Here is a 21,788-nt window from a genome sequence, read left to right on the forward strand (position 1 = left end):
GGCCGGGACCAGGGCCCAGGACCGACCATGCCATCAGCCAGCAAGACCCCTGCCGACAGCGCCTCCACGGGCGGGCTCCACGTCGTGATCCTCGCGGCCGGCGAGGGCAAACGCATGAAATCGGCGCTGCCCAAGGTGCTGCAGAAGGTGGCCGGCCGGCCGATGCTTTCGCACGTCATGGCTGCGGCCCGCGAACTCTCGCCGACCGCCATCCACGTGGTGTACGGCCACGGCGGTGACCAGGTGCAGGAGGCCTTCAGCCACCGCTCCGACCTGCGCTGGGTCGAGCAGGCCGAACAGCTCGGCACCGGCCACGCCGTGCGCGAGGCGATGCCCGGCATCCCCGATGGCGCCCAGGTGCTGGTGCTCTACGGCGACGTGCCGCTGATCACCGCCGCCACCCTGCGCCGGTTGCTGGCGGTGGAAGGGCGGCTGGCCGTGCTGGTGGCCGAACTCGACAACCCGCGCGGCTACGGCCGGATCCTGCGCGACTCCGAGGGCAACGTCGGCGCCGTCGTCGAGGAGAAGGACGCGACCGCCGAGCAGCGCCGCATCAATATCGTCAACACCGGCGTGCTGGCCGCGGAGTCGACTGCGCTCAAGAACTGGCTGCAGCGCCTGTCCAGCGACAACGCCCAGGGCGAGTACTACCTGACCGACGTCTTCGCCATGGCCGCGGCCGAGTACAGCGCCGCGGAGATGGTGTTCGTGGATGACCCGATGGAGACCGAGGGCGCGAACGATCCCTGGCAGCTTGCGCAGCTGGAGCGTGCGATGCAGAAGCGCCTGGTGCGCGCGCTGTGCGCCGAGGGTGCGCGCTTCGCCGATCCCGGACGGATCGACATCCGCGGCGAGGTCGTCGTCGGCCGCGACGTCGAGATCGATGTCGACGTGGTGTTCGAAGGCCGCGTGGTGCTGGGCGACGGCGCGCGCATCGGCCCGTTCTGTCGCATCCGCGACGCCGAACTGGGACCGGGCACCGAAGTGCGCGCGCACTGCGACATCCACGGCGCACGCACCGAGGGCGCCGTGCAGGTCGGGCCCTTCGCGCGCCTGCGCCCGGGCACGGTGCTGGCCGACGGCGTGCACATCGGCAACTTCGTCGAGACCAAGAACGCCGTGCTGGGCGTGGGCAGCAAGGCCAACCACCTCAGCTACCTTGGCGATGCCGAGATCGGCGCCGGGGTGAACGTCGGCGCCGGCACCATCACCTGCAACTACGACGGCGTGAACAAGTCCACGACCACGATCGAGGACGGGGCCTTCATCGGATCCAACTCGTCGCTGGTGGCGCCGGTGCGGATCGGCCGCGACGCCACCATCGGCGCCGGTTCGGTGGTTACCAGCGACGCGCCCGAGGGCAAGCTGACGATCGCGCGCGGGCGCCAGCAGAGCATCGAGGGCTGGCAGCGTCCGCTGAAGAAGCCGAAGGCCGGCTGAGCGTCCTTTCAGCCCGGCAGCACCAGGCTCACGCACAGGCCGCCGCCTTCGCGGTTGGCGAGCGCGATGCGGCCGCCGTGGGCCTCGGCGATCTCGCGGCTCAGCGCCAGGCCCAGGCCGGTGCCGTGGCGCTTGGTGGAATAGAACGGCAGCAGCGCGTTGGCCAGCACCGGCTCGTTCATGCCGCTGCCGCGGTCGAGCACGTCGATGCGCCAGCCGTCGGGCAGGCGGCGCAGCGCCAGGCGCACGTCGCCCGGGGCGGAGCCGGATTCGTGCGCGTTTTTCAGCAGGTTGAGCATCGCCTGCTGCAGCTGCGCGGGATCGGCGCGGACGTCGCCTTCGACGTGGCCTTCGATCATGAAATCGACCTGGCTGCGCAGGCGCTCGAGGAAGCCGCGCCACTCGATCGCCTCCAGCCGCGGCGAGGGCAGCTTGGCGAAGCGCGCGTAGTCGCGGATGAAGCCTTCCAGGTGGCGCGCGCGCTCCTCGATGGTGGCCAGCGCCGCCGGCAGGCGCTCGTGCTGGCCGCGCCTGAGCAGCTCGGCGCCGGAATGGGCCAGCGACGCGATCGGCGCCAGCGAGTTGTTGAGCTCGTGGCTGATCACTCGGATCACCTTCTTCCAGGTCTGCACTTCCTGCCGGCGCAGTTCGGCGGTGAGCTGGCGCAGCAGCACCAGTTCGTGGCGGCGGCCGTTGAGCCGGAACAGGCGGCGGGAGAGGTGGTAGATGTCCTCGTCGTCCTCGTCGCCGACAGTGAACATGCCATCGCCGCCGCGGGCGAAGGCTTCGCGCATCGGCTCGGGCACGTGCTCCATCAGCTCGTCGAAGGCGATGCCCTCCAGCCTGCGGCCGTCGCCGAGCAGCTTGCGCGCCGCGAGGTTGCCGAGCACCACGTGTCCGGACGGATCCACCAGCAGCATCGCCACCGGGGTGTTCTGGACCATGGTGTCGAGCAGCAGTTCGCGCTGCACCAGGCGCAGGCGCTGTTCGCGCAGCGCGTCGCCCAGCGCCTGGTGGCTGGCGACCAGGTCGCCGAGGTCGCCGCCACCTTCCCAGGCGATGCCGAAGCTGTAGTCGCCGTCGCGGTAGCTGGCGACGCTGCCTGCCAGCGCGCGGAACAGCGAGCGCGCCGGCGCCAGCAGGCGCCGGAGGTGGTACAGCAGCAGCGGCAGCGGCAGCAGTACCGCCAGCGGCAGTGCGAGCCAGCGCGAAGGCAGCCACGGTTCCAGCAGCAGCACCAGCGCGGCCGCGATGGCCATGTAGGCCACGGCGACGGCTGTGAACGACAGGCTCAGCGGCAGGCGCCGGATGCGGCGCATCAGTCGCGCCGGATGCCGAGGCGGTCGAGCCGGCGGTACAGCGCCTGCCGCGACAGCCCGAGTTCCATCGCCGCCTGCGCCAGCACGCCGCCGCTGCGCGCCAGCGCCGCCTCGATCATCGTGCGATCGGGTTCCTCGATGCCGCCCGCGGTCGCGGTGGTCGATGCCGCGTGCGCCGGCAGGCCCAGCGCCTCGGCGTGGATGTCGGCGCCGGTCGACAGCAGGGCCGCACGCTGCACCACGTTGCGCAGCTCGCGCACGTTGCCCGGCCAGGGATGGCGCAGCAGCGCGCGCTCGGCATCGGCGGCCAGGTGCTTGCCCGCCGGCAGGAAGTGCAGGGCCAGCGGCAGGATGTCGTCGGGGCGCTCGGCCAGCGGCGGCAGTTTCAGCTCGACCGCGTTGAGGCGGTAGTAGAGGTCCTCGCGGAAGCGGCCGTCGCGGATCATCGCCGGGAGGTCGGCGTTCGTCGCGCTGACCACCCGCACGCGGACGTGGCGCTCGCGGTTGCCGCCCAGGCGCGCGAAGCGCCCGGTCTCGAGCACGCGCAGCAGCTTCATCTGCCCGGCGGCCGGCAGGTTGCCGATTTCGTCCAGGAACAGGGTGCCGGCGTCGGCGGCCTCGAACTTGCCCTCGCGCGCCTTGCCTGCGCCGGTGTAGGCACCCGCCTCGGCGCCGAACAGCTCGGCCTCGATCAGTTCGCCCGGCAGGGCGCCGCAGTTGAGCGCCACGAACGGGCCGTCCTTCACCATCGAATTGGCGTGCACGATCTCGGCGATCTTCTCCTTGCCCGCGCCGTTGGGCCCGGTCACCAGCACCGGCAGCTCCGAGCGCGCGACCTGGCAGGCCAGCGCCAGCAGGCGCTCGCTGGCCGGGTCGGCGTAGACCACGCCGCGCAGGTCGTGGCCGCGCGACAGCTCGTCGCGGCGGCGGCGCTCGGCGCCGCGGTGGCGGGCCAGCTCGCGCCGCGCCTCCGACAGTTCCAGCAGGTTGTTGACCGTGGCCAGCAGCTTGCGGTCGTCCCAGGGCTTGCCCAGGTAGTCCGCGGCGCCGGCCTTGACCAGGTCGACCGCGGCTTCCAGGTGCGTCCACGCCGTGAGCAGGATCACCGGCAGGTCGGGTTCGCGCTCGCGGATCGCCTGGAACAGCGCCATGCCTTCCTCGCCCGAGGTGGTGTCGGCGTGGAAGTTCATGTCCTGGATCACCAGGTCGATGTCGCCGCGCCGCAGCCGCGCCAGGCCCTCGTCGGGCGACTGCGCGGCCACGGTGTCGATGTCGTGCAGCGAGAACAGCACTTCCAGCGCGGTGGCGACGGCGGGGTTGTCGTCGATGATCAGGATGGTCGGCATCGGTCCGGGATCATACGCTGCGCGTGGCCACCGCCGGGGGGACGGCGGCCGCGCGGCGTGCCGGCCCCAGCACCGCCAGCTGGCCCAGCAGCCACAGCGCCACCGCGCCGACCGGCAGGTAGACCAGCGGCAGGCGAGGCAGCTCGTAGCGGCCCATCAGCAGCTGGTTGATGCCGAAGGCCAGGATCATGCCGATGGCGATGCCGATGGTGGCGAGGATGAAGTTCTCGGTCTGGAAGTAGCGCAGGATCTGCCCCCGCGTGGCGCCGAGCGCACGGCGGATGCCGATCTGCTTGCTGCGCTGCTGCACCCAGAAGCTGGCCAGGCCGACGATGCCCAGCGCGGTGATCAGCAGCAGCGCGATGCAGACGATGCCGAGCAGCCAGACCATCGAGCGCTGCTGCTGGTAGTACTCGTCGCGCAGTTCGCGGAAGGTCTTGGTGTTGTCCTCGATGATGATCCGCTTCGGACCGTTGGCGCGCAGGGCGTCGCTGGCGCTGGCCAGGACCTCCTGCCGGCGTTCGGGCGTGGTGCGGATGATGTACTGGCCGCCCAGATCGTAGTTGGCGCGCACCGGCACGATCAGCGAGTACTGCCTTGCCCCCGGGCCGCCAAGACTGCTGGGCCGGACCAGGTGCTCCACCACGCCGATGATGCTGACCGGCGTGTCGCCCCAGACGTAGATCGGCTTGCCCAGCGGATTCGCGCCGGGGAACAGCCGCTCGGCCACGGCGCGGGTGACGACCACGCCCGGGATGGTCACCTCCTGGTCGGGATCGCTGAGGGCGGCGTGCGGAATGAGTTCGTCGGACGTGAAGTAGCGGCCGGCCACCAGTTCCACGCCGAAGGCGTCGAGGAAGTGCTCGTCACCCATGTAGGTGGTTGCGCTGAGCGTGGGCTGCTGCTGGTCGGGCTTCAGGTTGACCCCCGAGTTCCATGAGGAATTCACGAACGGCACCTGGTTGCTGGTGGTGGCGGCACGGACGCCGGGCAGCTCGCGCAGAACCTGCAGGTCCGAGCGGGTCTGCGCCGCGGCGTCGGCATCGTTGCCGACGGGGATGATCTGGATGCGCACCAGTTCGTCCACGACGATGCCGCTGGGTTCGCGCATCTGCGCCAGGCGTTCGCCGACCATGAAGAGCGCGTTGCAGATGATGGCGCAGGTCAGCGCGATCTCGAGCACGATCAGCGCGGCCGCGGTCTTGTGGCGGAGCAGGGTGGAAAGGATCGGTCGGATGTCCATCAGTCGTTCCTCGCGGTCACTGCGACTTGAGTTGGATGGCGGGCGTCACTTCCATGGCGCGCCACGCAGGAAGGAGGCCGGCGACGATGCTGGCGAAAACCGCGAGCAGGAACGTGGCCAGGAGCATCGGCAGGTCCAGGTGCGCCAGTTCGGCGTAGCTCGACGGCTGCTGCCGCACCGCCCACAGCCCCAGGAGCGCGAGGCCCAGTCCCAGGATGCCGCCCGCCAGGCCGATCGCACCGGCTTCCACCAGGCACTGCTTGAAGATCTCGGTGCGCGAGGCGCCCACGGCGCGGCGCACGCCGATCTCACCGCTGCGGCGGAGGAACTTGGCCAGCAGCAGGCCCACGGTGTTGAGCAGGCAGACCAGCAGGAAGCCGAAGCCGAGCCAGAGCTGCATCATCACGTCGCGCGGGACCACGCGGTTGAAGTCCAGCCATTCCATGACGTTGCGCAGGCGGACGTTGGGCTCGCGCTCGAACCGGCCGGCGGCCTTCTGCTGTGCCGAATAGTTTTCGAGATAGGCCTTGTAGTCCGCGGCCTTCGAGGCGTCCTCGAGTTCGACCCAATACTGGATCCACACGCAAGGCGCGTTGAGCGCGGTTTCGTCGGCGCCGGAATCGCCCCAGCAGTCCATGCTGCCGCTGCGGCCGAACTCGAGGTCGCGCGAGGTGGAGAACGGCACGAAGACCTCCTCCAGCTCACCGTAGCGATCAGTGTTCATGTCGTAGAAGCGCGGCGTCGGCCGCCACTCCTCCAGCACGCCTGCCACCCGGAACTCGTTGCCACCGACCACCAGGCGCTGGCCGACGCTGTTCGCGCCACCGAAGACACGCTCGTTGAGCGACTTCGAGATCACCGCGACCCGCGCGCTGCCTGCGTCGTCCGCGCTGCTCCAGCCGGTGCCGTGCAGGAACGGCGCGGCGAACATCGGGAAGAACTCGGCAGTGGTGTAGCGCGCCTGGGCGAAGAAGGGGGGCAGGTCGGCACGTTCGGGCGTGACCGATACCGCGCCGCCGGTCATCATCGCCTGGCGGACGCCGCGCTTCTCGCGCAGCAGTGTTTCGGCGTCGAAACGCGTGACCTGGGCCGAGGGCTCCTCGCCGGGGATGAAGCCGCGCATCGAGGCGGGATCGAGCTGCACGTAGAACAGGCGATCACTCTTTTCCGGGATCGGGTCGCCGGACAGCACCTTGAAGACGGTCAGCGTGGTCATGCAGGCACCAATGCCCAGCGCGATCGCCAGCACCATCAGCGCGGTCAGCACCTTGTTGCGGCGGAAGCTGCGCAGGGCGAGCTTGAAGTAGTAGGCGAACATGGGCGTGTCCTCAGGGGGCCGCGGTCGCATCGGCCTCGACCTGCGCCGCGCGCGCGGCCCGGGTCAGGCTCGGCTCCACCGACAGGTCGGTGGCCATGCCGTCGACGATGTGCACGTTGCGGTGCGCGCGCGCGGCCAGCTCGGGGTCGTGGGTGACCATCACGATGGTCGTGCCCTGCTGGTTGATGTCCTCCAGCAGTTCCAGCACGCTGCGCGCCATCTGCGTGTCGAGGTTGCCCGTGGGCTCGTCGGCGAGCAGCAGGCGCGGGCTTCCGGCGATGGCGCGCGCGATCGCGGCGCGCTGCTGCTGGCCGCCGGACAGTTCCGCCGGGAAGTGCTTCATGCGCGAGCCCAGGCCGACCATGGCCAGCGCGTCCTCGATGCGCAGCTTGCGCTCGTTGGCCGGCATGCCGCGGTAGCGCAGCGGCACGTCGACGTTGTCGAACAGGTTCAGGTCCGGGATCAGGTTGAAGCCCTGGAAGATGAAGCCGATCTTCTGGTTGCGCAGGCGGCTACGCTGGTTGTCGTTGAGGCCACGCACGTCCTCGCCGTCGAGGTGGAATTCGCCGCCGGTGAAGGTTTCGAGCAGGCCGGCGATGTTGAGGAAGGTGGTCTTGCCCGAACCCGAAGGCCCGGTGACGGCGACGAACTCGCCTTCCTTCACGCTCAGGTCGAGCGAGCGCAGCGCGTGCGTCTCGACCAGTTCGGTGCGGTAGACCTTGGTGACCTGGCGCATGTCCAGCATGACGGTGTGTCCCTGTGCGTTGGAGTGGGTGGTGGGCATCAATCGACGCGGAACAGGCCGGGCAGGGTGGAGGCCGGCAGGTAGGGGCGGGCACCGCGGCCGCGGCGCGGCTCGGCGTTGGCGCAGCGCGCTTCGGGCGCGTCGAGGCGGACGTCGAAGCGGTACAGCTCGCTCAGGCGGCGCGGCACGGCATCGGCGAGTTGGAAGGAATCCCAGTGCACCTGGTGGGGGAAGCCGGTGTTCGCTTGCATGGTCAATCTCCGGAAATGCGGACGCGGTCCGCCTGCTGGAACTGGTCGCCGCCCGACACGACGATGCGTTCGCCGGCCTGCAGCCCTGAAACGATCTCGACCGAGGACAGGCTGGAGGCACCGGCCTGGATCGGGCGCCGGTGGGCGCTGCCGCCCTGGACGACGTAGGCGAAGCTGCCGCCGTCCTGTTCGAGGAAGGGCCCGCGCTCGACCATCAGCACGTCCTCGCGGGTGTCGAGCACGATGCGCGCGGACAGGCGCTGGTTCTGGCGCAGCCCGGGCGGCTGCTGGCCGTCGGCGAAGCGCAGGCGGGCGTTGACCTCGCCGTTGACGACTTCCGGCGACACCGCCGAGATCTCCGCCGGCCACAGCTTGCCGACGCTGGTGACCTGGGCCGGCATGCCGATGCCAAGGTCGCGGGCGAAGCTCTCGGGCACCTTGATCTCGACCTCGAACTGCGAGAGGTCGACCACGCCCAGGACCGGCGCGTTGGCGGCCACGTTCGTGCCCTGCGCGATCTGCACCTGGCCGACCTGGCCGTCGAAGGGCGCGCGCAGGGTGAGCGCGTCGACCTGGCGGCGCAGTTCGTCGACCACCGCCTTCTGGCGTTCGGCCATCAGGCGCTTGTTGCCGGCGTCGATGCCGGCGCCCTGGCCCTGCAGGGCGAAGTCCTGGCGCGCGGAGGCGACGCCGATCTCCGCCTTCTTCAGGCCGTCGAGCGCCCGGTCGTAGTCGTTGCGCGAGACCGCGCCGCCTTCGAAGGCGCGCTTGTAGCGTTCGACGTCGCGCTGCGCCGCAGTCTGTTCGATCAGGGCCTGGTCGAGCAGCTTCTGCGCGTCGGAGCGGGTCAGGCGCGCGTCGAGCATGGCGCGGCTGGCCTCGCCCTGCAGGCTGGCGAGCGTGGATTCCTCCTGCACCAGCTTGCTGCGCAGTTCGGGGCTGTCGATGATCGCAAGCTCCTGGCCTTTCTCCACCGCGTCGCCGGCCACGACCTTGAGGGCGACGGTGCCGGCGGCGATCGCGTACAGCGTCGGGCTGTTGGCGGCGATCACGCGGCCGTCGGCGGAGAGGTCGCGCACCAGGTCGCCGCGGACCACTTCGGCGATGCGCAGGCGCGAGGTGTCGTAGGACCGGCCGCCGCCACTCCAGCCCACCGCCACCCAGGCGGCAAGGCCCAACAGCACCGCGCCGGCGAAGCCGGCCACCAGCTTCGGATCGCGCAGGCGACGGCGCGCGGGCGGCGTGCCGGTGGGGATGCGGTCCTGGCCGGAGGTATCGCGGATGCGGGCGCGGCTGGGTTCCATGGCGTGTCCGGTCTCGGGGATTCGGGAGTCGTCTATCGGGGACGCAAGCTGCGTGCCAACTTCAAGATGTTGATTTTGTTCAATTTTATTGTCGTGTCCGACTGTCCGGGCGGACACCTGGGCCGTCCGCCGGACAGCCTGCCGCGCATTCGCCGTTAAACTGTGCAGTCCCCAGGCAAGGCGTCCATCACCCATGTGCGGCATCGTCGGCGCGATCGCGGATCGCGATGTGGTTCCGGTCCTGATCGAAGGACTCAAGCGGCTTGAATACCGTGGCTACGACTCCGCCGGCATCGCCGTGGTGGACGGCGCCGACGTGCGTCGCGTGCGCCGCACCGGCCGCGTGGCGGAAATGGAAAACGCGGCGGGTGCCGAAGGCTTCTCGGCCACGCTCGGCATCGGCCACACCCGCTGGGCCACGCACGGCGGCGTCACCGAATCCAATGCGCACCCGCACATCAGCCAGGGCGTGGCGCTGGTGCACAACGGCATCATCGAGAACCACGAAGAGCAGCGCGAGCGCCTGAAGTCGCTGGGCTACGAATTCGAATCGCAGACCGATACCGAGGTCATCGCCCACCTGATCCACCACTACCTGCAGGACGGCGACGACCTGCTGGCGGCGTTGCAGCGTGCGGTCAAGGAACTGCACGGCGCCTACGCGCTGGCCGTGGTCAGCCGCAAGGAGCCGGAGCGCATGGTGGTCGCGCGCATGGGCTGCCCGCTGCTGGTCGGTTTGGGCGAAGGCGAGAACTTCGTCGCCTCCGACGTCTCCGCGATCCTGCAGGCCACGCGCCGCGTGATCTTCCTGGAGGAGGGCGACACCGCCGAGATCAGCCGTGATGCCGTGCGCGTGTTCGACGGCGACGACCGGCCGGTCGAGCGCGACGAGCACCTCTCTGACGTCTCGCTGTCGTCTCTGGAGCTGGGGCCCTACCGCCACTTCATGCAGAAGGAGATCCACGAGCAGCCGCGCGCGCTGGGCGACACGATGGAAGCGATCATCGACGCCGGCGTCTTCGAGCCGACCCTGTTCGGCAAGGACGCGGACGCCGTGCTGCGCGAAGTGGAAGGCGTGCAGATCCTCGCCTGCGGCACCAGCTTCTACGCCGGCTCGGTCGCGCGCTACTGGATCGAGGCGATCAGCGGCCTGCCCTGCAGCGTCGAGATCGCCAGCGAATACCGCTACCGCACCGCGGTGGCGAACCCGAAGCACCTGGTGGTGACGATTTCGCAGTCCGGCGAAACGCTCGACACCATGGAGGCGCTGAAGTACGCGAAGTCGCTGGGCCAGGACCTGACGCTGTCGATCTGCAACGTGCCGGAGAGCGCGATCCCGCGCGCCAGCCGCCTGGTGTTCTACACCCGCGCCGGCGCCGAGATCGGCGTGGCTTCGACCAAGGCCTTCACCACCCAGTTGGTGGGCCTGTTCGCGCTGGCCGCGACGCTCGCCAAGCTCAACGGCCGCCTGCCGGAAGAGAAGGAGGCCGAATACATCGAAGCGCTGCGCCACCTGCCCGGCAGCGTGCAGCACGCGCTGAACCTGGAGCCGCAGGTCGCGCTGTGGTCGGAGAGCTTCACCCCGAAGCAGCACGCGCTGTTCCTCGGCCGCGGCGTGCACTACCCGATCGCGCTGGAAGGCGCGCTCAAGCTCAAGGAAATCTCCTACATCCACGCCGAGGCCTACCCGGCCGGCGAGCTCAAGCACGGCCCGCTGGCCCTGGTCGACGCCGACATGCCGGTGGTGGTGATCGCGCCCAACGACAGCCTGCTGGAGAAGGTGAAGTCGAACATGCAGGAAGTGCGCGCGCGCGGCGGCGAACTGTTCGTGTTCACCGACGCCGACAGCAACTTCAGCGAATCCGAGGGCGTGCACGTGATCCGCACCGAGCGCCACGTCGGCGTGCTGAGCCCGATCGTGCACACGATCCCGGTGCAGATGCTGGCTTACCACGTTGCGCTGGCGCGCGGCACGGACGTGGACAAGCCGCGGAACCTGGCGAAGAGCGTGACCGTCGAGTAGCCCGCCGTGGCATCCGCGGTCGGCTGGCCGTGGAATGCCTTGTCGATCGCGGCCATGGCTGGTCCGGGGAAGTCGGGGCATCGGGCAGCCCCGACCAGATCCGCCCACGCGCTAAAATGGTCGTTTTTTGGCCATCCGAATGCCCGAAGCCCAGACCCGGGCGCCCGTCCCGGGCGCCGCCCTCGCCAGATTGCTGGCCCGGATGTCGGGGCTGGACGCCACGCCCCCGACGCAGTCCCCGGCGGAGCGGCTGGGCGACTGGCTGGAGTGGCAGCGGGCGGTGGCGCTGTCGCGGGCGCTGGACGGCGATCCGGGGGCCGATGGCTCCGGAGCCACCGATGGCCATCGACCGGCGGATCCGGGCGTTGGCGCCGTCACGGATGCGGACGCCGGATCGATGAACGCCTCCGATGATGTGGATGAAGCCCTGGTCGCCGAGTGCCGCCGCTTGCGCGCCGAGCTTGGCGACACCATCGCCGAAGAAACCCGCGACTGGACGCTGCCGCTGCATCCGCGCCGCAACGAGGACAGCCACGGGGCCGCCGCCGGCGCCACTGCCGTGCAGCGCCACTGCCGCAACCTGCAGCACGACATGCAGGCCGCCACCGGGCGCCTGCGCGGCGAACTGCGCGAGCGCCTGGCGCTGCGCGAAGGCGGCGCAGCGCGCCTGGCCGCCGTCGATGCGGTGATGGAGGGCCTGCTTGCGCCGCGCGAGCACGCGCTGCTGGCCCCCGTCGTCCCCGCGCTCGTCGCGCGCTTCGAAAGCCTGCATGCGCGCCATGGCGAAGGCGCCGCGCAGCCCGCCACCACCTGGCGCGCGAACTTCCGCAGCGAGGCCCGGCAGGTGCTGCTGGCCGAACTCGACCTCCGTTTCCAACCCATCGAAGCGCTGCTCGCCGCGCTTCGCACTCCACGACCGGACGCATGAACAGAACTCTCCTGAACGGATTCGTCTTTGCCATCGGCCTGCTGGTCGTGGCCTGGATCGGCGCGGGCTACGTCGGCAGCCATGCGCTGGCGCTGGCGGTGACCGTGGTGATCGGCGTGCTCTACGTCCTCGGCGGCATCGAGCTGCACCGCTACCGCCAGGCCACCGCCAGCCTCGCGGCCGCGCTGGATGCGCCGCCTGAGCCCGACGGCTTCGGCGAATGGCTGGGCCGCCTCGACCCGGGCCTGCGCACCGCCGTGCGCCAGCGCGTCGAGAGCGGCCAGGCGCCGCTGCCGGCGCCCGCGCTCGCGCCCTACCTGGTCGGGATGCTGGTGCTGCTGGGCATGCTCGGCACCCTGCTGGGCATGCTGGTCACCCTGCGTGGCACCGGGCTTGCGCTGCAGTCGGCGGGCGACCTGCAGGCGGTACGCGATTCGCTGGCCGCGCCGGTGGAGGGCCTGGGCGTCGCCTTCGGCACTTCGATCGCGGGCGTGGCCGCATCGGCGATGCTGGGGCTGCTGGCGGCGCTGTGCCGCCGCGAGCGCGCGGCGGCCGTGCGTGCCCTCGACGCCGCGACCGCGACCCACCTGCGCCCGCACTCGCGCGCGCACCAGCGCGACGAGGCCCTGCGCCTGATGCAGGAGCAGGCCGCGCTGATGCCGACCCTGGTCGAGCGCATGGGCGCGATGATGGCGGCGCTGGAGCAGCAGGCGCAGCTCGCCCACGAGCGCCAGTCCGGCCAGCAGGCGGCCTTCCACGAGGGCGCGATGCAGGCCTGGGAGCGCCTGGCGGAGACCATGGCGCAGTCGCTGGAACGCAGCGCCGCCGACAGCGCGCGTGCCGCGGCCGAAGCCGTGCAGCCGGCCATCGCCGCCGCCATGGAAACGGTCACCGGCGAGGCCACACGGCTCAACGCGAACGTCGCCGAGGCCGTCGACCGCCAGCTGGCCGCGCTGGGCGCGGGCTTCGAAGCCAACGCCAGCGCCGCGACCGCGCTGTGGCAGCGCGCGCTGGACGAACAGGCGACGTCGCAGCAGGCGCTGGCCGATGCGCTGGCCGGGCGCCATCAACAAGCGCTCGACGCGGCCAACGCGGCGTTCGCGGCGCAGGCCACGACGCTCTTGGCCGAACTGGAAGGTGCGCACGGGCGCCTGCAGTCCGCGCTGGCCGAACGCGATGCGCAGCGCCTCGAAGCCTGGCGCGAGCAGCTCGCCGGCATGGCGACCACGCTGCGCGAGGACTGGACGCAGGCCGGCGAAGACGCCGCGCGCCGGCACGAAGCCGTCGCCGAAGCCCTGGCCCGCGCCGCCGCCGACATCGGCGAGCAGTCGCAGGCGCACGCCGCCGCGACCATCGCCGAGATTTCCACCCTGGTCGAAGCCGCTTCCGAAGCGCCACGCGCCGCCGCCGAAGTGGTCGCCGAGCTCCGCCAGAAGCTCTCCGACAGCATGGTGCGCGACACCGCGCTGCTGGCCGAGCGCAGCCAGCTGATGGAGACCCTGGCGACCCTGCTCGAAGCGGTGAACCACGCCTCCAGCGAGCAGCGCGGCGCCATCGACGCACTCGTGTCCACCACCTCCACCCTGCTGGAGCAGGCCGGCAGCCGCTTCAGCGACCAGGTCGAGGCCGGCACCGGCGTGATCGATGCCGCCACCGCGCGCCTGGATGCGGGCGTGGACGGCGTGGCCGGGCTGGGCGAGGCGCTGGCCGGCGCGGTGCAGCAGTTCGGCGAGAGCCACGCGCAGCTGACGCAGCGCTTGGACGCCATCGCCGCCGCGCTCGAAGCGGCGGGCACGCGCAGCGACGAGCAGCTGGCCTACTACGTCGCCCAGGCCCGCGAGGTCGTGGACCTGAGCGTGCTGTCGCAGAAGCAGATCATCGGTGAACTCCGCCAGTTGCCGGGCGCGCCGGCCGGGACCGGGGCGTGAGCCTGGAGATCGAAAGCGACGCCGATTCGACCGCGCCGGTCTGGGCCGCCTTTGGCGACCTGATGTCGGTGCTGCTGGGCGTGTTCGTGCTGATCCTGGTCGGCGTGATCGGCGTGCAGCTGCATCTCGAGGCGCAGCTGCGCGAGGAGATCGCGCAGCGCCAGGCCGAACAGCAGCGCCGCGAAGCGCTGGAGCAGGCCCTGGCCGCGCCGCTGGCCGCCGGTCGCATCACCCTGGTCGACGGCCGCATCGGCATCCGCGGCAGCGTGCTGTTCGCGCTCAACTCCGACCGCCTGCAGGCCGAGGGCGAGGCGCTGCTGGCCAGCCTGGCCGCGCCGCTGGCCGATTTCCTGGCCGCGCGCGACGAGATCCTGATGGTCAGCGGCTTCACCGACGACCGCCCGGTGCTGGACGGCAACCGCCGCTTCGCGGACAACTGGGAGCTGTCGGCGCAGCGCGCGCTGACCGTGACCCGCGCGCTGGTCGGGCAGGGCGTGCCGGCCTCGTCGGTGTTCGCGGCGGCGTTCGGCGCCGAGCAGCCGGTGGACAGCAACCAGAGCGAGGAAGGCCGCGCGCGCAACCGCCGCGTGGAGATGGCGCCGGTGCCGCGATTGGCGAAGGCGCAGGCGCAGGCCGCAGGGCCGGCCGAGCCCTCGGCGGCCGCAGCCATGGCCGGGTCGGGCCTGGAAGGCCGCCGATGATCGACAGCGTCGTGCAGGACCTCGCGGACGAGGGCGCGTGCGCCGACGCGCCGGGGCTTCGCGGCCTGCTGCAGCAGATGGAGCGCTGGAAGGACGCGCGCGACGCCCTCGCCGATGGCATCGATACCGGCCTGCCGCGGCAGGACGAGTGGCCGGAGCTGCCTGCGCTGCATGGCTTCACCGTGCTGTGGACACGGCTGCACGCCGACGCCCGGCTGCGTTCCGCGCTGGCACCCGCGCCTGCGCTGGCGGACGCGGGGCCGCTGAATTCAAGCGCGCTGGTACACCGTATGCTCAGGCTGATGCAGTCGCAGTCGCCCGGCTACCTGCAGCACTTCACGGCCTACGTCGACATGCTGGCCAGCCTGCAGGCCTTGCAGGCAACGGCCGCGCCCACGGCCACGGAGGCACCCGCGAAAGCACGCCGGCGCAGGAAAGCGCCCTCGCGCGCCTGAGTCGCGCCTACCCGGCGGGATCGGCCGCGGCGGGCGGCGGCAGCGGCATGCCCGCCGTCCATCGCCGCGCCTGCAGTTCGTCCAGCAGCCCCCGCACCTGGTTGCGCCCGGTGGCCCCGTGCACCGGCAGCACCAGGCTGTCGCCGGGCCGGGCCGCGGCCAGGATCAGGCGCGCGGCCTCGGTCTCGTCCAGGCATTCGACGATCGCGTCGGCGGCCACGCCGTCGCGGAGCAGGGACTCGCGCAGCACGTGGGCCACCTCGCCGCTGTCGCGGCCGCGCAGGTAGCCGTCCATGTCCTTGAGCACGACGTGGTCGGGTTTGAACGCGGCCGCAGTGGCGGCGAGTTCGCCGATCGCCTCGTTGGTGCGGTTGCCGGCCTGGCCGAGCAGCAGGTGCAGGCGGCCGCCCTCGCTCATGGCCTGGCGCACCAGGGTCAGCAGGTTGTGCAGGCCGTCGGGGTTGTGCGCGTAGTCGACGTAGACCTGCACGCCGCCGCCGAGGATCCAGCGCTGCAGGCGGCCGGGGTTGTCGCCGTGGTCGCTGCCGAAGCGCGCCAGCACCGCGGCGATCGTGTCCGGCGCGATGCCCAGACCGGTGGCGACCAGGGCGGCGCCGGCGCAGTTCTGCACGTTGTGCGCGGCCAGGCCGCCGAGCGTCAGCGGCATGTCGGCGACCGCGCCGAGGTCGTGCGCCTGGGCGCCGTCGAACAGCATCAGCCGGCCCTCGCGCACGCCGCAGCTGCGGCGGCCTTCGGCGCGCGCCTCGCGCAGCAGCGGATGCCCGTCGTCGGTGGAGAACCAGGCCAGCGGCGCGTCGATCCCGCCGGCGTGCCGGCGCAGCAGTTCGTTGTCGGCGTTGAGCACCAGCATGCCGTCGGCATCGATGGCGCGGGCGACGGTCAGCTTCACCTGGGCCAGGCCGTCGAGGTCGTGGATGCCGTACTCGCCGAAATGGTCGGGGCTGACGTTGGTGACGATGGCCACGTCGGCGCGCTCGACGCCAAGGCCGCGGCGCAGCAGGCCGCCGCGGGCGGTTTCCAGGATCGCGGCCTCGGCCTGGCGGTTGCGCAGCAGGGCGCGCGCGCCGCCGGGGCCGGAGTAGTCGCCGTCCTCGATCATGGCGCCGTCGAGGTAGATGCCGTCGGTGCAGCTGTTCGCCGTGTGCCAGCCGTGGGCGATGGCGATCGCGGTCAGCAGGCGCACGGTGGTGGTCTTGCCGTTGGAGCCGGTGACCAGCGCGACGGGAATGGTGTGCAGGTCCTGCCAGGGCACGTCTTCGGCCAGCGGCAGTTCGGGGTTGTCCCAGGTAAGGCTGCCGGTGCCCAGGCCGATGGAAAGCTGTTCGTCGTCGAGCAGCAGCGGCAGGTCGTGCTTGCGCGCGCCTTCGCGCAGCGCGGGCAGGCGCGGCAGGCCTTCGGCCGCGGCGACGGAGCGCAGGATCCGCATCGCTTCCCCGTCGTTGCCCACCGGTGCATGGCCCGGCTGCAGCGCGGTTTCGCCGGTGTCGATGCCGGCGTCGGCCAGCGCCGACAGCCAGGCCCATTCGTTGACCTCGGTGGCCGCGTACAGCACGTCGCCGGGCGCGGCGAAGGCGAGGCTGGCGCCGGTGGCGTGTTCGCGCACGGTCACCGGGCCTTCCGGCCAGCCGAGCGCGGCGCGCGCCTGCGCGATGCGGCGCTTCCATGCGTCCACCAGGGCGGCGGGCACCGGCGCGCCGATGCCCGTTTCCAGCACCGCGCCGGGCGCGGCGAAGTACAGGTTGGGGCCGGTCAGGCGGCGCAGGTCGTCGAACGGCGGTGGGGCAGGCTGGGTCATCGTGACGTGCGCCGGGCAGGTGGGCGTGGGACGCGGGCTCGCGGGCGGGGCCGCCGCGGTCGGCGGCCCCGGGCCTCAGTCGCTGTCTTCCTCGGGGGCGAACACCAGCCCGCGCTCCTCGCGCACCAGGCCCTCGAGGTCGAAGGCCGGCTCGGCCACGTCCACGCCCGGCAGCGGCGGCGGCTGCACCGGCTTCGCGGCGCCCGCCGCGCTGCCGTCGGCGCGGAACTTGGTGATCTGCTTCCAGGAGCGCGCCAGCGCGTCGGCGAACACCAGCAACAGGTCGCCGGGCTGGCCCATGCGCAGGGCGGCATCGATCGCCGCCTGCTCGTCCGGGATCACCGAGATCGCGTCCCGGTCGACGCCGGCTTCGCGCAGGGCGCGGGCGATGATGTTGGGCACCTCGTCGCCGTCGCGGCCGCGCAGCGAATCGTCGCGGCGGCAGATGTAGTGGTCGAAGCGCCCGGCGACCGCCTGCGCGATGGCGATGATGTCGTCGTCGCGGCGGTCGCCGGGGCCGGCGACCACCACGATCCGGCGGCCGTCCACGTCCAGGCGCTGCGCGAGGTCGGCCATCACGCCCACCGCGTGCGCGTTGTGCGCGTAGTCGAACAGCACCTTGAACGGATGCTCGTTGAACACGTTCATCCGGCCCGGGGCCTGGAAGAAGGTGGTGTCGAAGGTGCGCAGGCCGTGGCGGATGTCGTCGAGCTTCAGCCCCATGGCGAAGGCCATCGACGCGGCGAACATCGCGTTCTGCACGTTGTGCAGGGCGCGGCCTTCCAGCGTGGCCGGGATCAGGTGCGTCCACAGCAGCGGGATGTGGCTGCCCTTCTCGTAGAGCGTGATCATGTGGCCGTTGACGCCTTCCTCCAGCGCGCAGGCGCGGCCGCCGGCGCGCACGTGCTCGCGCACCAGCGGGTGGCCGGGGTTCATGGTCACGTAGCAGATGTTGCGCGCCTTGGTGTACCCGGACATGCGCAGCACGTTGGGGTCGTCGGCGTTGAGCACGGCGCATTCGTCGGCCACCTCGACCACGATGCGCTTGATCTCGGCCAGCTGCTCCAGGGTGTCGATGCCCTTCAGCCCCAGGTGGTCGGACTGCACGTTGATCACCGCGCCCACGTCCACCGAGCGCACGCCCATGCCGGCGCGCAGCAGGCCGCCGCGCGCGGTTTCCAGCACCGCGAAGTCGATGGTCGGGTCGCGCAGCACCATGCGCGCGGACACAGGTCCGGTCATGTCGCCCTCGACCGTGCGGTTGCCGTCGATGTAGACGCCGTCGGTGGTGGTCAGGCCCGGGGTGTGGCCGGACATCTTGGCGATGTGCGCGAGCATGCGCGCGGTGGTGGTCTTGCCGTTGGTGCCGGTGACCGCCGCGATCGGCACCCGCGACGGCGTGCCCGGCGGGAACAGCATGTCGATCACCGGGCCGGCGGCGTCGCGCGGGGTGCCTTCGCTGGGCGCGACGTGCATGCGGAAGCCGGGCGCGGCGTTGACCTCGCAGATCGCGCCGCCGATGCGGCGGTAGCTCTCGGTGATGTCGGGGCTGATGAAGTCCACGCCGCCCACGTCCAGGCCGATCGCACGCACCGCGCGCACCGCCATCTCGCGGTTGTCGGGGTGGATGACGTCGGTGACGTCGGTGGCGGTGCCGCCAGTGCTGAGGTTGGCGGTGGAGCGCAGGTAGACGACCTCGCCGTCCTTCGGCACGGATTCGGCGACGTAGCCCACGCGCTCCATCATCAGCCCGGCTTCGCGGTCGAGTTCCAGGCGCGTGAGCACCTTCTCGTGGCCGACGCCGCGGCGCGGGTCCTGGTTCACCACCTCGACCAGTGCGGCGATGCTGCTGCGGCCGTCGCCGACGACGTGGCCGGGCGTGCGCCGGGTGGCGGCGACCAGTTCGCCGTTGACCACCAGCAGGCGGTGGTCGTCGCCGGGCTGGAAGGTTTCCACGATCACCGAGCGCGAATGCTCCTGCGCGGCGGTGAAGGCCTCGCGGATCTCGTCGTCGCCGGTGATGTTGATGGTGATGCCGCGGCCATGGTTGCCGTTGTAGGGCTTGAGCACCACCGGGCCGCCGAGCTTCTTCGCGGCCTTGAGCGCGTCGGTCTGGCGCGACACCAGCTCCTGCCGCGGCACCGGCAGGCCGAGCGAGGCGAGGATGCGGTTGGTCTCCTCCTTGTCGCAGGCCAGCTCCACCGCGATGTGCGGCGTGCGCCCGGTGATCGTGGCCTGGATGCGCTGTTGGTACCTGCCGTGGCCGAACTGCACCAGCGAGCGCTCGTTGAGCCGCAGCCAGGGTATGTCGCGCTCTTCGGCCGCGCGCACCAGCGAGGCGGTGGACGGCCCCAGCGCGCGCCGCTGCGCATAGCGGATGAAGTCGTCGCGCGCCTCCTCCCACTGCCAACCCTCGGGCACGCTGCCCGCGGGGCGGAGGTTTTCCGGCAGCAGCGAGCCGAGCAGGCGCATCGCCAGCTCGCCTGCCGCGATGCCTTCCTCGCGCTGCGCGTATTCGTAGACCACGGTGTAGACGCCGGGGCGGCCGTCGACGCTGCGGGTCTTGCCGAAAGTGACGTCCTCGCCGGCGATGTTCTGCAGCTCGATCGCCACATGCTCGAACACGTGCCCCAGCCAGGTGCCCTCGTCCTCGCGCATGCGGCGCAGGAAGCCGCCGGGCTCGCGGTAGGAGCAGCCGTGCTCGGCCAGGCCGGGCAGGGCGGCTACCAGGCCATCGATGAAGCCGGGGCCCAGGCGCGCGGTGGGCCACTGCTCCAGCTCGCCCAGGTCCATCAGCAGGCGGATGACCGGGAAGTGGGCGTGGAGCGAAGGGCCGACGTAGACGGAGCGTTCGAGGATGCGCATGGTGTGTCCCTGGTGGTCAGGTCTTGCGGGTGGCCAGGCGTCCGGCCGAGGCCCGCCGCGTGTGCAGGTTGAAGGTCGCGCCGGCGATCAATATATGCACGCCCAGTCCGAGCATGCATACCGGGTCTTCCTCGTCGGCATGGGCCATCGACGAGAACTGCAGGTCGTGGGCGTCGACCACGGTGACCGCGCCGCTGCCCTCGACCTCGAGCGTGTCGTCGGGCGAGATGAAGGCGGCGGTGTCCTCGTCCAGGCCGATGCCGATCGCGAAGGGGTTGTAGGCCAGCGCCGCGCTCAGGCGCCCGAGGCGGTCGCGCTGGCGGAAGTGCTGGTCGATGATGAAGCGGTTGGTCAGGCCCAGGCCGGGCGCCAGGCGCACGCTGTCGGCGTGCGGCGACGAGCCTTCCCTGCCGAAGGCGATCATGTGCTCGCTCAGGAAGCCGGCGCCGGCGCTGGTGCCGGCCACGGTCACGCCCTGGGCATTGCGCAGGCGGATGGTGCGCGCCACGTCGGTGCCGCCGAGGATGGTCGACAGGCGCAGCTGGTTGCCGCCGGTGAAGAAGATGCCGCTGGCCTCGGACAGTCGCGCCAGCCGGTTCTCCTCCTGGCAGTCGCGGCGGGTGTCGAAGTCCATCACTTCGACCCGGGCCGCGCCCATCTCCTTGAACAGCGCCTCGTAGTTCAGGCCGCTTTCCTTGAGCCGGCTCGCGGTCGGGAGGATCACGATGTCCGCCTCGCTGCCGCCGCTGGTTTCGACGAAGCGCGCCAGGATACGCGGGTTGGTTTCCTTGTCCTCTGCACCGCCGATCGGAATAATCCAGCCGCGTTGCTCCCCGTTGGCGGGCTTGCTTGGCATCAATGGCTCCTGTGTTGGATGGGCTTCAAGTGGCGCATGAAATGGCTCATGCGTCGTGCGATTCGAACGTACCACGCTGCACCAGCGCGCCCGCGAGCACGTGCGGGCGGCCGCGGGCGATGACGTCGGTGACCGCGCCGGCGTCGTCGATCGCCACCAGGTCGGCGTCGGCGCCGACCGCGATCCGGCCCTTCGCGGGCAGGCGCAGCAGGGCGGCGACGTTGCTGGTGAAGGCCGGTAGCGCGTTTTCGAGCGCCACGCCGCGGGCCAGCAGCTCGCGCAGCGTCTCGACCAGCGAACCGGAGTGGCCGACGCCCATGCTGCACAGGTGGCCTTCGGCGTCGAAGCAGGCCAGGCAGCCGCCGGCGTCCGAGCTGATCGTGACCCGTTCGCGCGGCGCGCCGCTGTCGAGGTAACGGACGTAGGCGTCGGCGGCGCTCCACGCGTCCTCGCCGTCCTCCACCGGGAAGGCGGTGATGTCGACGGTGCAGCCGCGGCGCGCGAGTTCGACGGCTTCCTCGAACAGCGCCTTGCGGCGGTTGACGTGGGTCGGGTTGAACACGCGCGCCGGCAGCTCGCTCTGGTCGAGCGCGCGGCGCACCAGGTCCAGGCCGCGCGGCCCGTCGCCCAGGTGCAGGTGGACGATGCCGGCCTTGCCGGTCATCAGGCCGGCCACGTGCACCTGCGATGCGATGCGAAGCAGTTCGTCCAGGGTCGGCTGGCTGGAGCGGTGGTCGCTGATCGCCAGCTCGCCGACGCCGATCAGGCAGTCGATGAAGGCGAGGTCGGCGGCCACGCTGCCGGTCAGCGTCGTCGGGGGCAGGTGGTAGCCGCCGGCCAGGCCGTAGGCGGACAGGCCCTCCTCGCGCAGCGCGTTGACCTGGGCCACCAGCTCGCGGGTGCCGCGGGCGACGTCGTCGGTGCCGAGCAGGCCGACCACCGTGGTCACGCCGCTGCGGGTGTAGCGCGAAAGCATCGGCGCCGGCACCCGGGTGGCGAAGCCGGCTTCGCCGCCGCCGCCGGTGACATGCACGTGGCAGTCGATCAGGCCGGGCAGCAGGCGGCGCCCGCCAAGGTCGATGGCGCTGGCGCCGAAGGCGTCCGGCAGTTCCGACCCGCAAGGCCCGATCCAGAGCAGCCTGCCGCCGCCGAGCAGGAGGTCCTGGCGGCCGAGGGGTTCGGGGGCGTAGACGTCGGCGTTGCGGATGAGTGTGATGGTCATCACGGCAGGTTGTACAGCGGGCTGCGCG

17 protein-coding genes are annotated in these 21,788 nt (G+C 71.5%); 6 read left to right on the plus strand and 11 right to left on the minus strand.

Going from position 1 to position 21,788, the window contains the following annotated elements; all coding sequences use genetic code 11:
* Nucleotides 1-27: 27 nt before the first annotated feature.
* Nucleotides 28-1,440 (plus strand): bifunctional UDP-N-acetylglucosamine diphosphorylase/glucosamine-1-phosphate N-acetyltransferase GlmU, encoded by a 1,413-nt coding sequence (gene glmU, locus E2170_RS01435; protein ID WP_132998872.1) that lies wholly within the window; start codon nucleotides 28-30, stop codon nucleotides 1,438-1,440.
* 8 nt (nucleotides 1,441-1,448) lie between these two features.
* Here glmU and E2170_RS01440 read toward each other — a convergent pair whose 3' ends face one another.
* From E2170_RS01440 to E2170_RS01470, 7 genes are read right to left on the minus strand one after another with little or no spacing between them, the layout of a single operon-like run.
* Complete coding sequence (locus E2170_RS01440) at nucleotides 1,449-2,759, minus strand: sensor histidine kinase (protein WP_207914901.1); 1,311 nt, start codon at nucleotides 2,757-2,759, stop codon at nucleotides 1,449-1,451.
* Nucleotides 2,759-4,105 (minus strand): sigma-54-dependent transcriptional regulator, encoded by a 1,347-nt coding sequence (locus E2170_RS01445; protein WP_132998873.1) that lies wholly within the window; start codon nucleotides 4,103-4,105, stop codon nucleotides 2,759-2,761. Before E2170_RS01445 ends, E2170_RS01440 begins: the two co-directional genes overlap by 1 nt.
* 10 nt (nucleotides 4,106-4,115) lie before the next feature.
* Nucleotides 4,116-5,348, minus strand: a complete 1,233-nt coding sequence (locus E2170_RS01450; RefSeq protein WP_132998874.1) for an ABC transporter permease — start codon at nucleotides 5,346-5,348, stop codon at nucleotides 4,116-4,118.
* Between the two features lie 16 nt (nucleotides 5,349-5,364).
* On the minus strand, nucleotides 5,365-6,666 hold the full coding sequence (locus tag E2170_RS01455) for an ABC transporter permease (RefSeq protein WP_132998875.1): 1,302 nt from the start codon (nucleotides 6,664-6,666) through the stop codon (nucleotides 5,365-5,367).
* A 10-nt stretch (nucleotides 6,667-6,676) separates the two neighbouring features.
* Nucleotides 6,677-7,411: an ABC transporter ATP-binding protein gene (locus E2170_RS01460; protein WP_132999958.1), complete on the minus strand. Its 735-nt coding sequence runs from the start codon at nucleotides 7,409-7,411 to the stop codon at nucleotides 6,677-6,679.
* A 38-nt stretch (nucleotides 7,412-7,449) separates the two neighbouring features.
* The gene (locus tag E2170_RS01465) at nucleotides 7,450-7,662 is read right to left on the minus strand and encodes a hypothetical protein (RefSeq protein WP_132998876.1); all 213 of its coding nucleotides are present in this window, start codon (nucleotides 7,660-7,662) and stop codon (nucleotides 7,450-7,452) included.
* A gap of 2 nt (nucleotides 7,663-7,664) precedes the next feature.
* Nucleotides 7,665-8,966: an efflux RND transporter periplasmic adaptor subunit gene (locus tag E2170_RS01470; protein WP_132998877.1), complete on the minus strand. Its 1,302-nt coding sequence runs from the start codon at nucleotides 8,964-8,966 to the stop codon at nucleotides 7,665-7,667.
* 193 nt (nucleotides 8,967-9,159) lie between these two features.
* Here E2170_RS01470 and glmS point away from each other — a divergent pair, with 193 nt between their 5' ends.
* The 5 genes from glmS to E2170_RS01495 all read left to right on the plus strand — a co-directional run bounded on the left by glmS (nucleotide 9,160) and on the right by E2170_RS01495 (nucleotide 15,001).
* The gene (glmS, locus tag E2170_RS01475; RefSeq protein WP_132998878.1) at nucleotides 9,160-10,989 is read left to right on the plus strand and encodes a glutamine--fructose-6-phosphate transaminase (isomerizing); all 1,830 of its coding nucleotides are present in this window, start codon (nucleotides 9,160-9,162) and stop codon (nucleotides 10,987-10,989) included.
* A gap of 139 nt (nucleotides 10,990-11,128) precedes the next feature.
* Nucleotides 11,129-11,917, plus strand: a complete 789-nt coding sequence (locus E2170_RS01480) for a DUF3348 family protein (protein WP_132998879.1) — start codon at nucleotides 11,129-11,131, stop codon at nucleotides 11,915-11,917.
* The gene (locus E2170_RS01485) at nucleotides 11,914-13,845 is read left to right on the plus strand and encodes a DUF802 domain-containing protein (RefSeq protein WP_132998880.1); all 1,932 of its coding nucleotides are present in this window, start codon (nucleotides 11,914-11,916) and stop codon (nucleotides 13,843-13,845) included. The genes E2170_RS01480 and E2170_RS01485 overlap by 4 nt, the downstream gene beginning before the upstream one ends.
* Nucleotides 13,842-14,546, plus strand: a complete 705-nt coding sequence (locus tag E2170_RS01490; RefSeq protein WP_132998881.1) for an OmpA family protein — start codon at nucleotides 13,842-13,844, stop codon at nucleotides 14,544-14,546. Before E2170_RS01485 ends, E2170_RS01490 begins: the two co-directional genes overlap by 4 nt.
* Nucleotides 14,543-15,001 carry a DUF2894 domain-containing protein gene (locus E2170_RS01495; RefSeq protein WP_132998882.1) on the plus strand — a complete coding sequence of 153 codons (459 nt, stop codon included), beginning with the start codon at nucleotides 14,543-14,545 and terminating at the stop codon, nucleotides 14,999-15,001. The genes E2170_RS01490 and E2170_RS01495 overlap by 4 nt, the downstream gene beginning before the upstream one ends.
* A 7-nt stretch (nucleotides 15,002-15,008) precedes the next feature.
* On the opposite strand, the gene E2170_RS01500 is transcribed toward E2170_RS01495, so the two are convergent.
* The 4 genes from E2170_RS01500 to iadA form a co-directional block, all read right to left on the minus strand.
* Nucleotides 15,009-16,817 carry a Mur ligase family protein gene (locus tag E2170_RS01500; protein WP_132998883.1) on the minus strand — a complete coding sequence of 603 codons (1,809 nt, stop codon included), beginning with the start codon at nucleotides 16,815-16,817 and terminating at the stop codon, nucleotides 15,009-15,011.
* Nucleotides 16,818-16,892: 75 nt separating this feature from the next.
* A complete protein-coding gene (gene cphA / locus E2170_RS01505) occupies nucleotides 16,893-19,682 on the minus strand; it encodes a cyanophycin synthetase (protein ID WP_132998884.1) in 2,790 nt (929 codons plus the stop codon).
* 16 nt (nucleotides 19,683-19,698) lie between these two features.
* Nucleotides 19,699-20,538 (minus strand): cyanophycinase, encoded by an 840-nt coding sequence (locus tag E2170_RS01510; protein ID WP_132998885.1) that lies wholly within the window; start codon nucleotides 20,536-20,538, stop codon nucleotides 19,699-19,701.
* A gap of 46 nt (nucleotides 20,539-20,584) precedes the next feature.
* Nucleotides 20,585-21,760 carry a beta-aspartyl-peptidase gene (gene iadA, locus E2170_RS01515; protein WP_132998886.1) on the minus strand — a complete coding sequence of 392 codons (1,176 nt, stop codon included), beginning with the start codon at nucleotides 21,758-21,760 and terminating at the stop codon, nucleotides 20,585-20,587.
* Nucleotides 21,761-21,788: the final 28 nt, after the last annotated feature.

The sequence above is a fragment of the Luteimonas arsenica genome (assembly GCF_004352825.1).
Lineage (GTDB): Bacteria > Pseudomonadota > Gammaproteobacteria > Xanthomonadales > Xanthomonadaceae > Luteimonas > Luteimonas arsenica.

Coding starts and splice junctions, on each gene's coding strand:
- glmU (WP_132998872.1), top strand. CDS start 28: ATGCCATCAGCCAGCAAGACCCCTGCCGACAGCGCCTCCACGGGCGGG.
- E2170_RS01440 (WP_207914901.1), bottom strand. CDS start 2,759: ATGCGCCGCATCCGGCGCCTGCCGCTGAGCCTGTCGTTCACAGCCGTC.
- E2170_RS01445 (WP_132998873.1), bottom strand. CDS start 4,105: ATGCCGACCATCCTGATCATCGACGACAACCCCGCCGTCGCCACCGCG.
- E2170_RS01450 (WP_132998874.1), bottom strand. CDS start 5,348: ATGGACATCCGACCGATCCTTTCCACCCTGCTCCGCCACAAGACCGCG.
- E2170_RS01455 (WP_132998875.1), bottom strand. CDS start 6,666: ATGTTCGCCTACTACTTCAAGCTCGCCCTGCGCAGCTTCCGCCGCAAC.
- E2170_RS01460 (WP_132999958.1), bottom strand. CDS start 7,411: ATGCTGGACATGCGCCAGGTCACCAAGGTCTACCGCACCGAACTGGTC.
- E2170_RS01465 (WP_132998876.1), bottom strand. CDS start 7,662: ATGCAAGCGAACACCGGCTTCCCCCACCAGGTGCACTGGGATTCCTTC.
- E2170_RS01470 (WP_132998877.1), bottom strand. CDS start 8,966: ATGGAACCCAGCCGCGCCCGCATCCGCGATACCTCCGGCCAGGACCGC.
- glmS (WP_132998878.1), top strand. CDS start 9,160: ATGTGCGGCATCGTCGGCGCGATCGCGGATCGCGATGTGGTTCCGGTC.
- E2170_RS01480 (WP_132998879.1), top strand. CDS start 11,129: ATGCCCGAAGCCCAGACCCGGGCGCCCGTCCCGGGCGCCGCCCTCGCC.
- E2170_RS01485 (WP_132998880.1), top strand. CDS start 11,914: ATGAACAGAACTCTCCTGAACGGATTCGTCTTTGCCATCGGCCTGCTG.
- E2170_RS01495 (WP_132998882.1), top strand. CDS start 14,543: ATGATCGACAGCGTCGTGCAGGACCTCGCGGACGAGGGCGCGTGCGCC.
- E2170_RS01500 (WP_132998883.1), bottom strand. CDS start 16,817: ATGACCCAGCCTGCCCCACCGCCGTTCGACGACCTGCGCCGCCTGACC.
- cphA (WP_132998884.1), bottom strand. CDS start 19,682: ATGCGCATCCTCGAACGCTCCGTCTACGTCGGCCCTTCGCTCCACGCC.
- E2170_RS01510 (WP_132998885.1), bottom strand. CDS start 20,538: ATGCCAAGCAAGCCCGCCAACGGGGAGCAACGCGGCTGGATTATTCCG.
- iadA (WP_132998886.1), bottom strand. CDS start 21,760: ATGACCATCACACTCATCCGCAACGCCGACGTCTACGCCCCCGAACCC.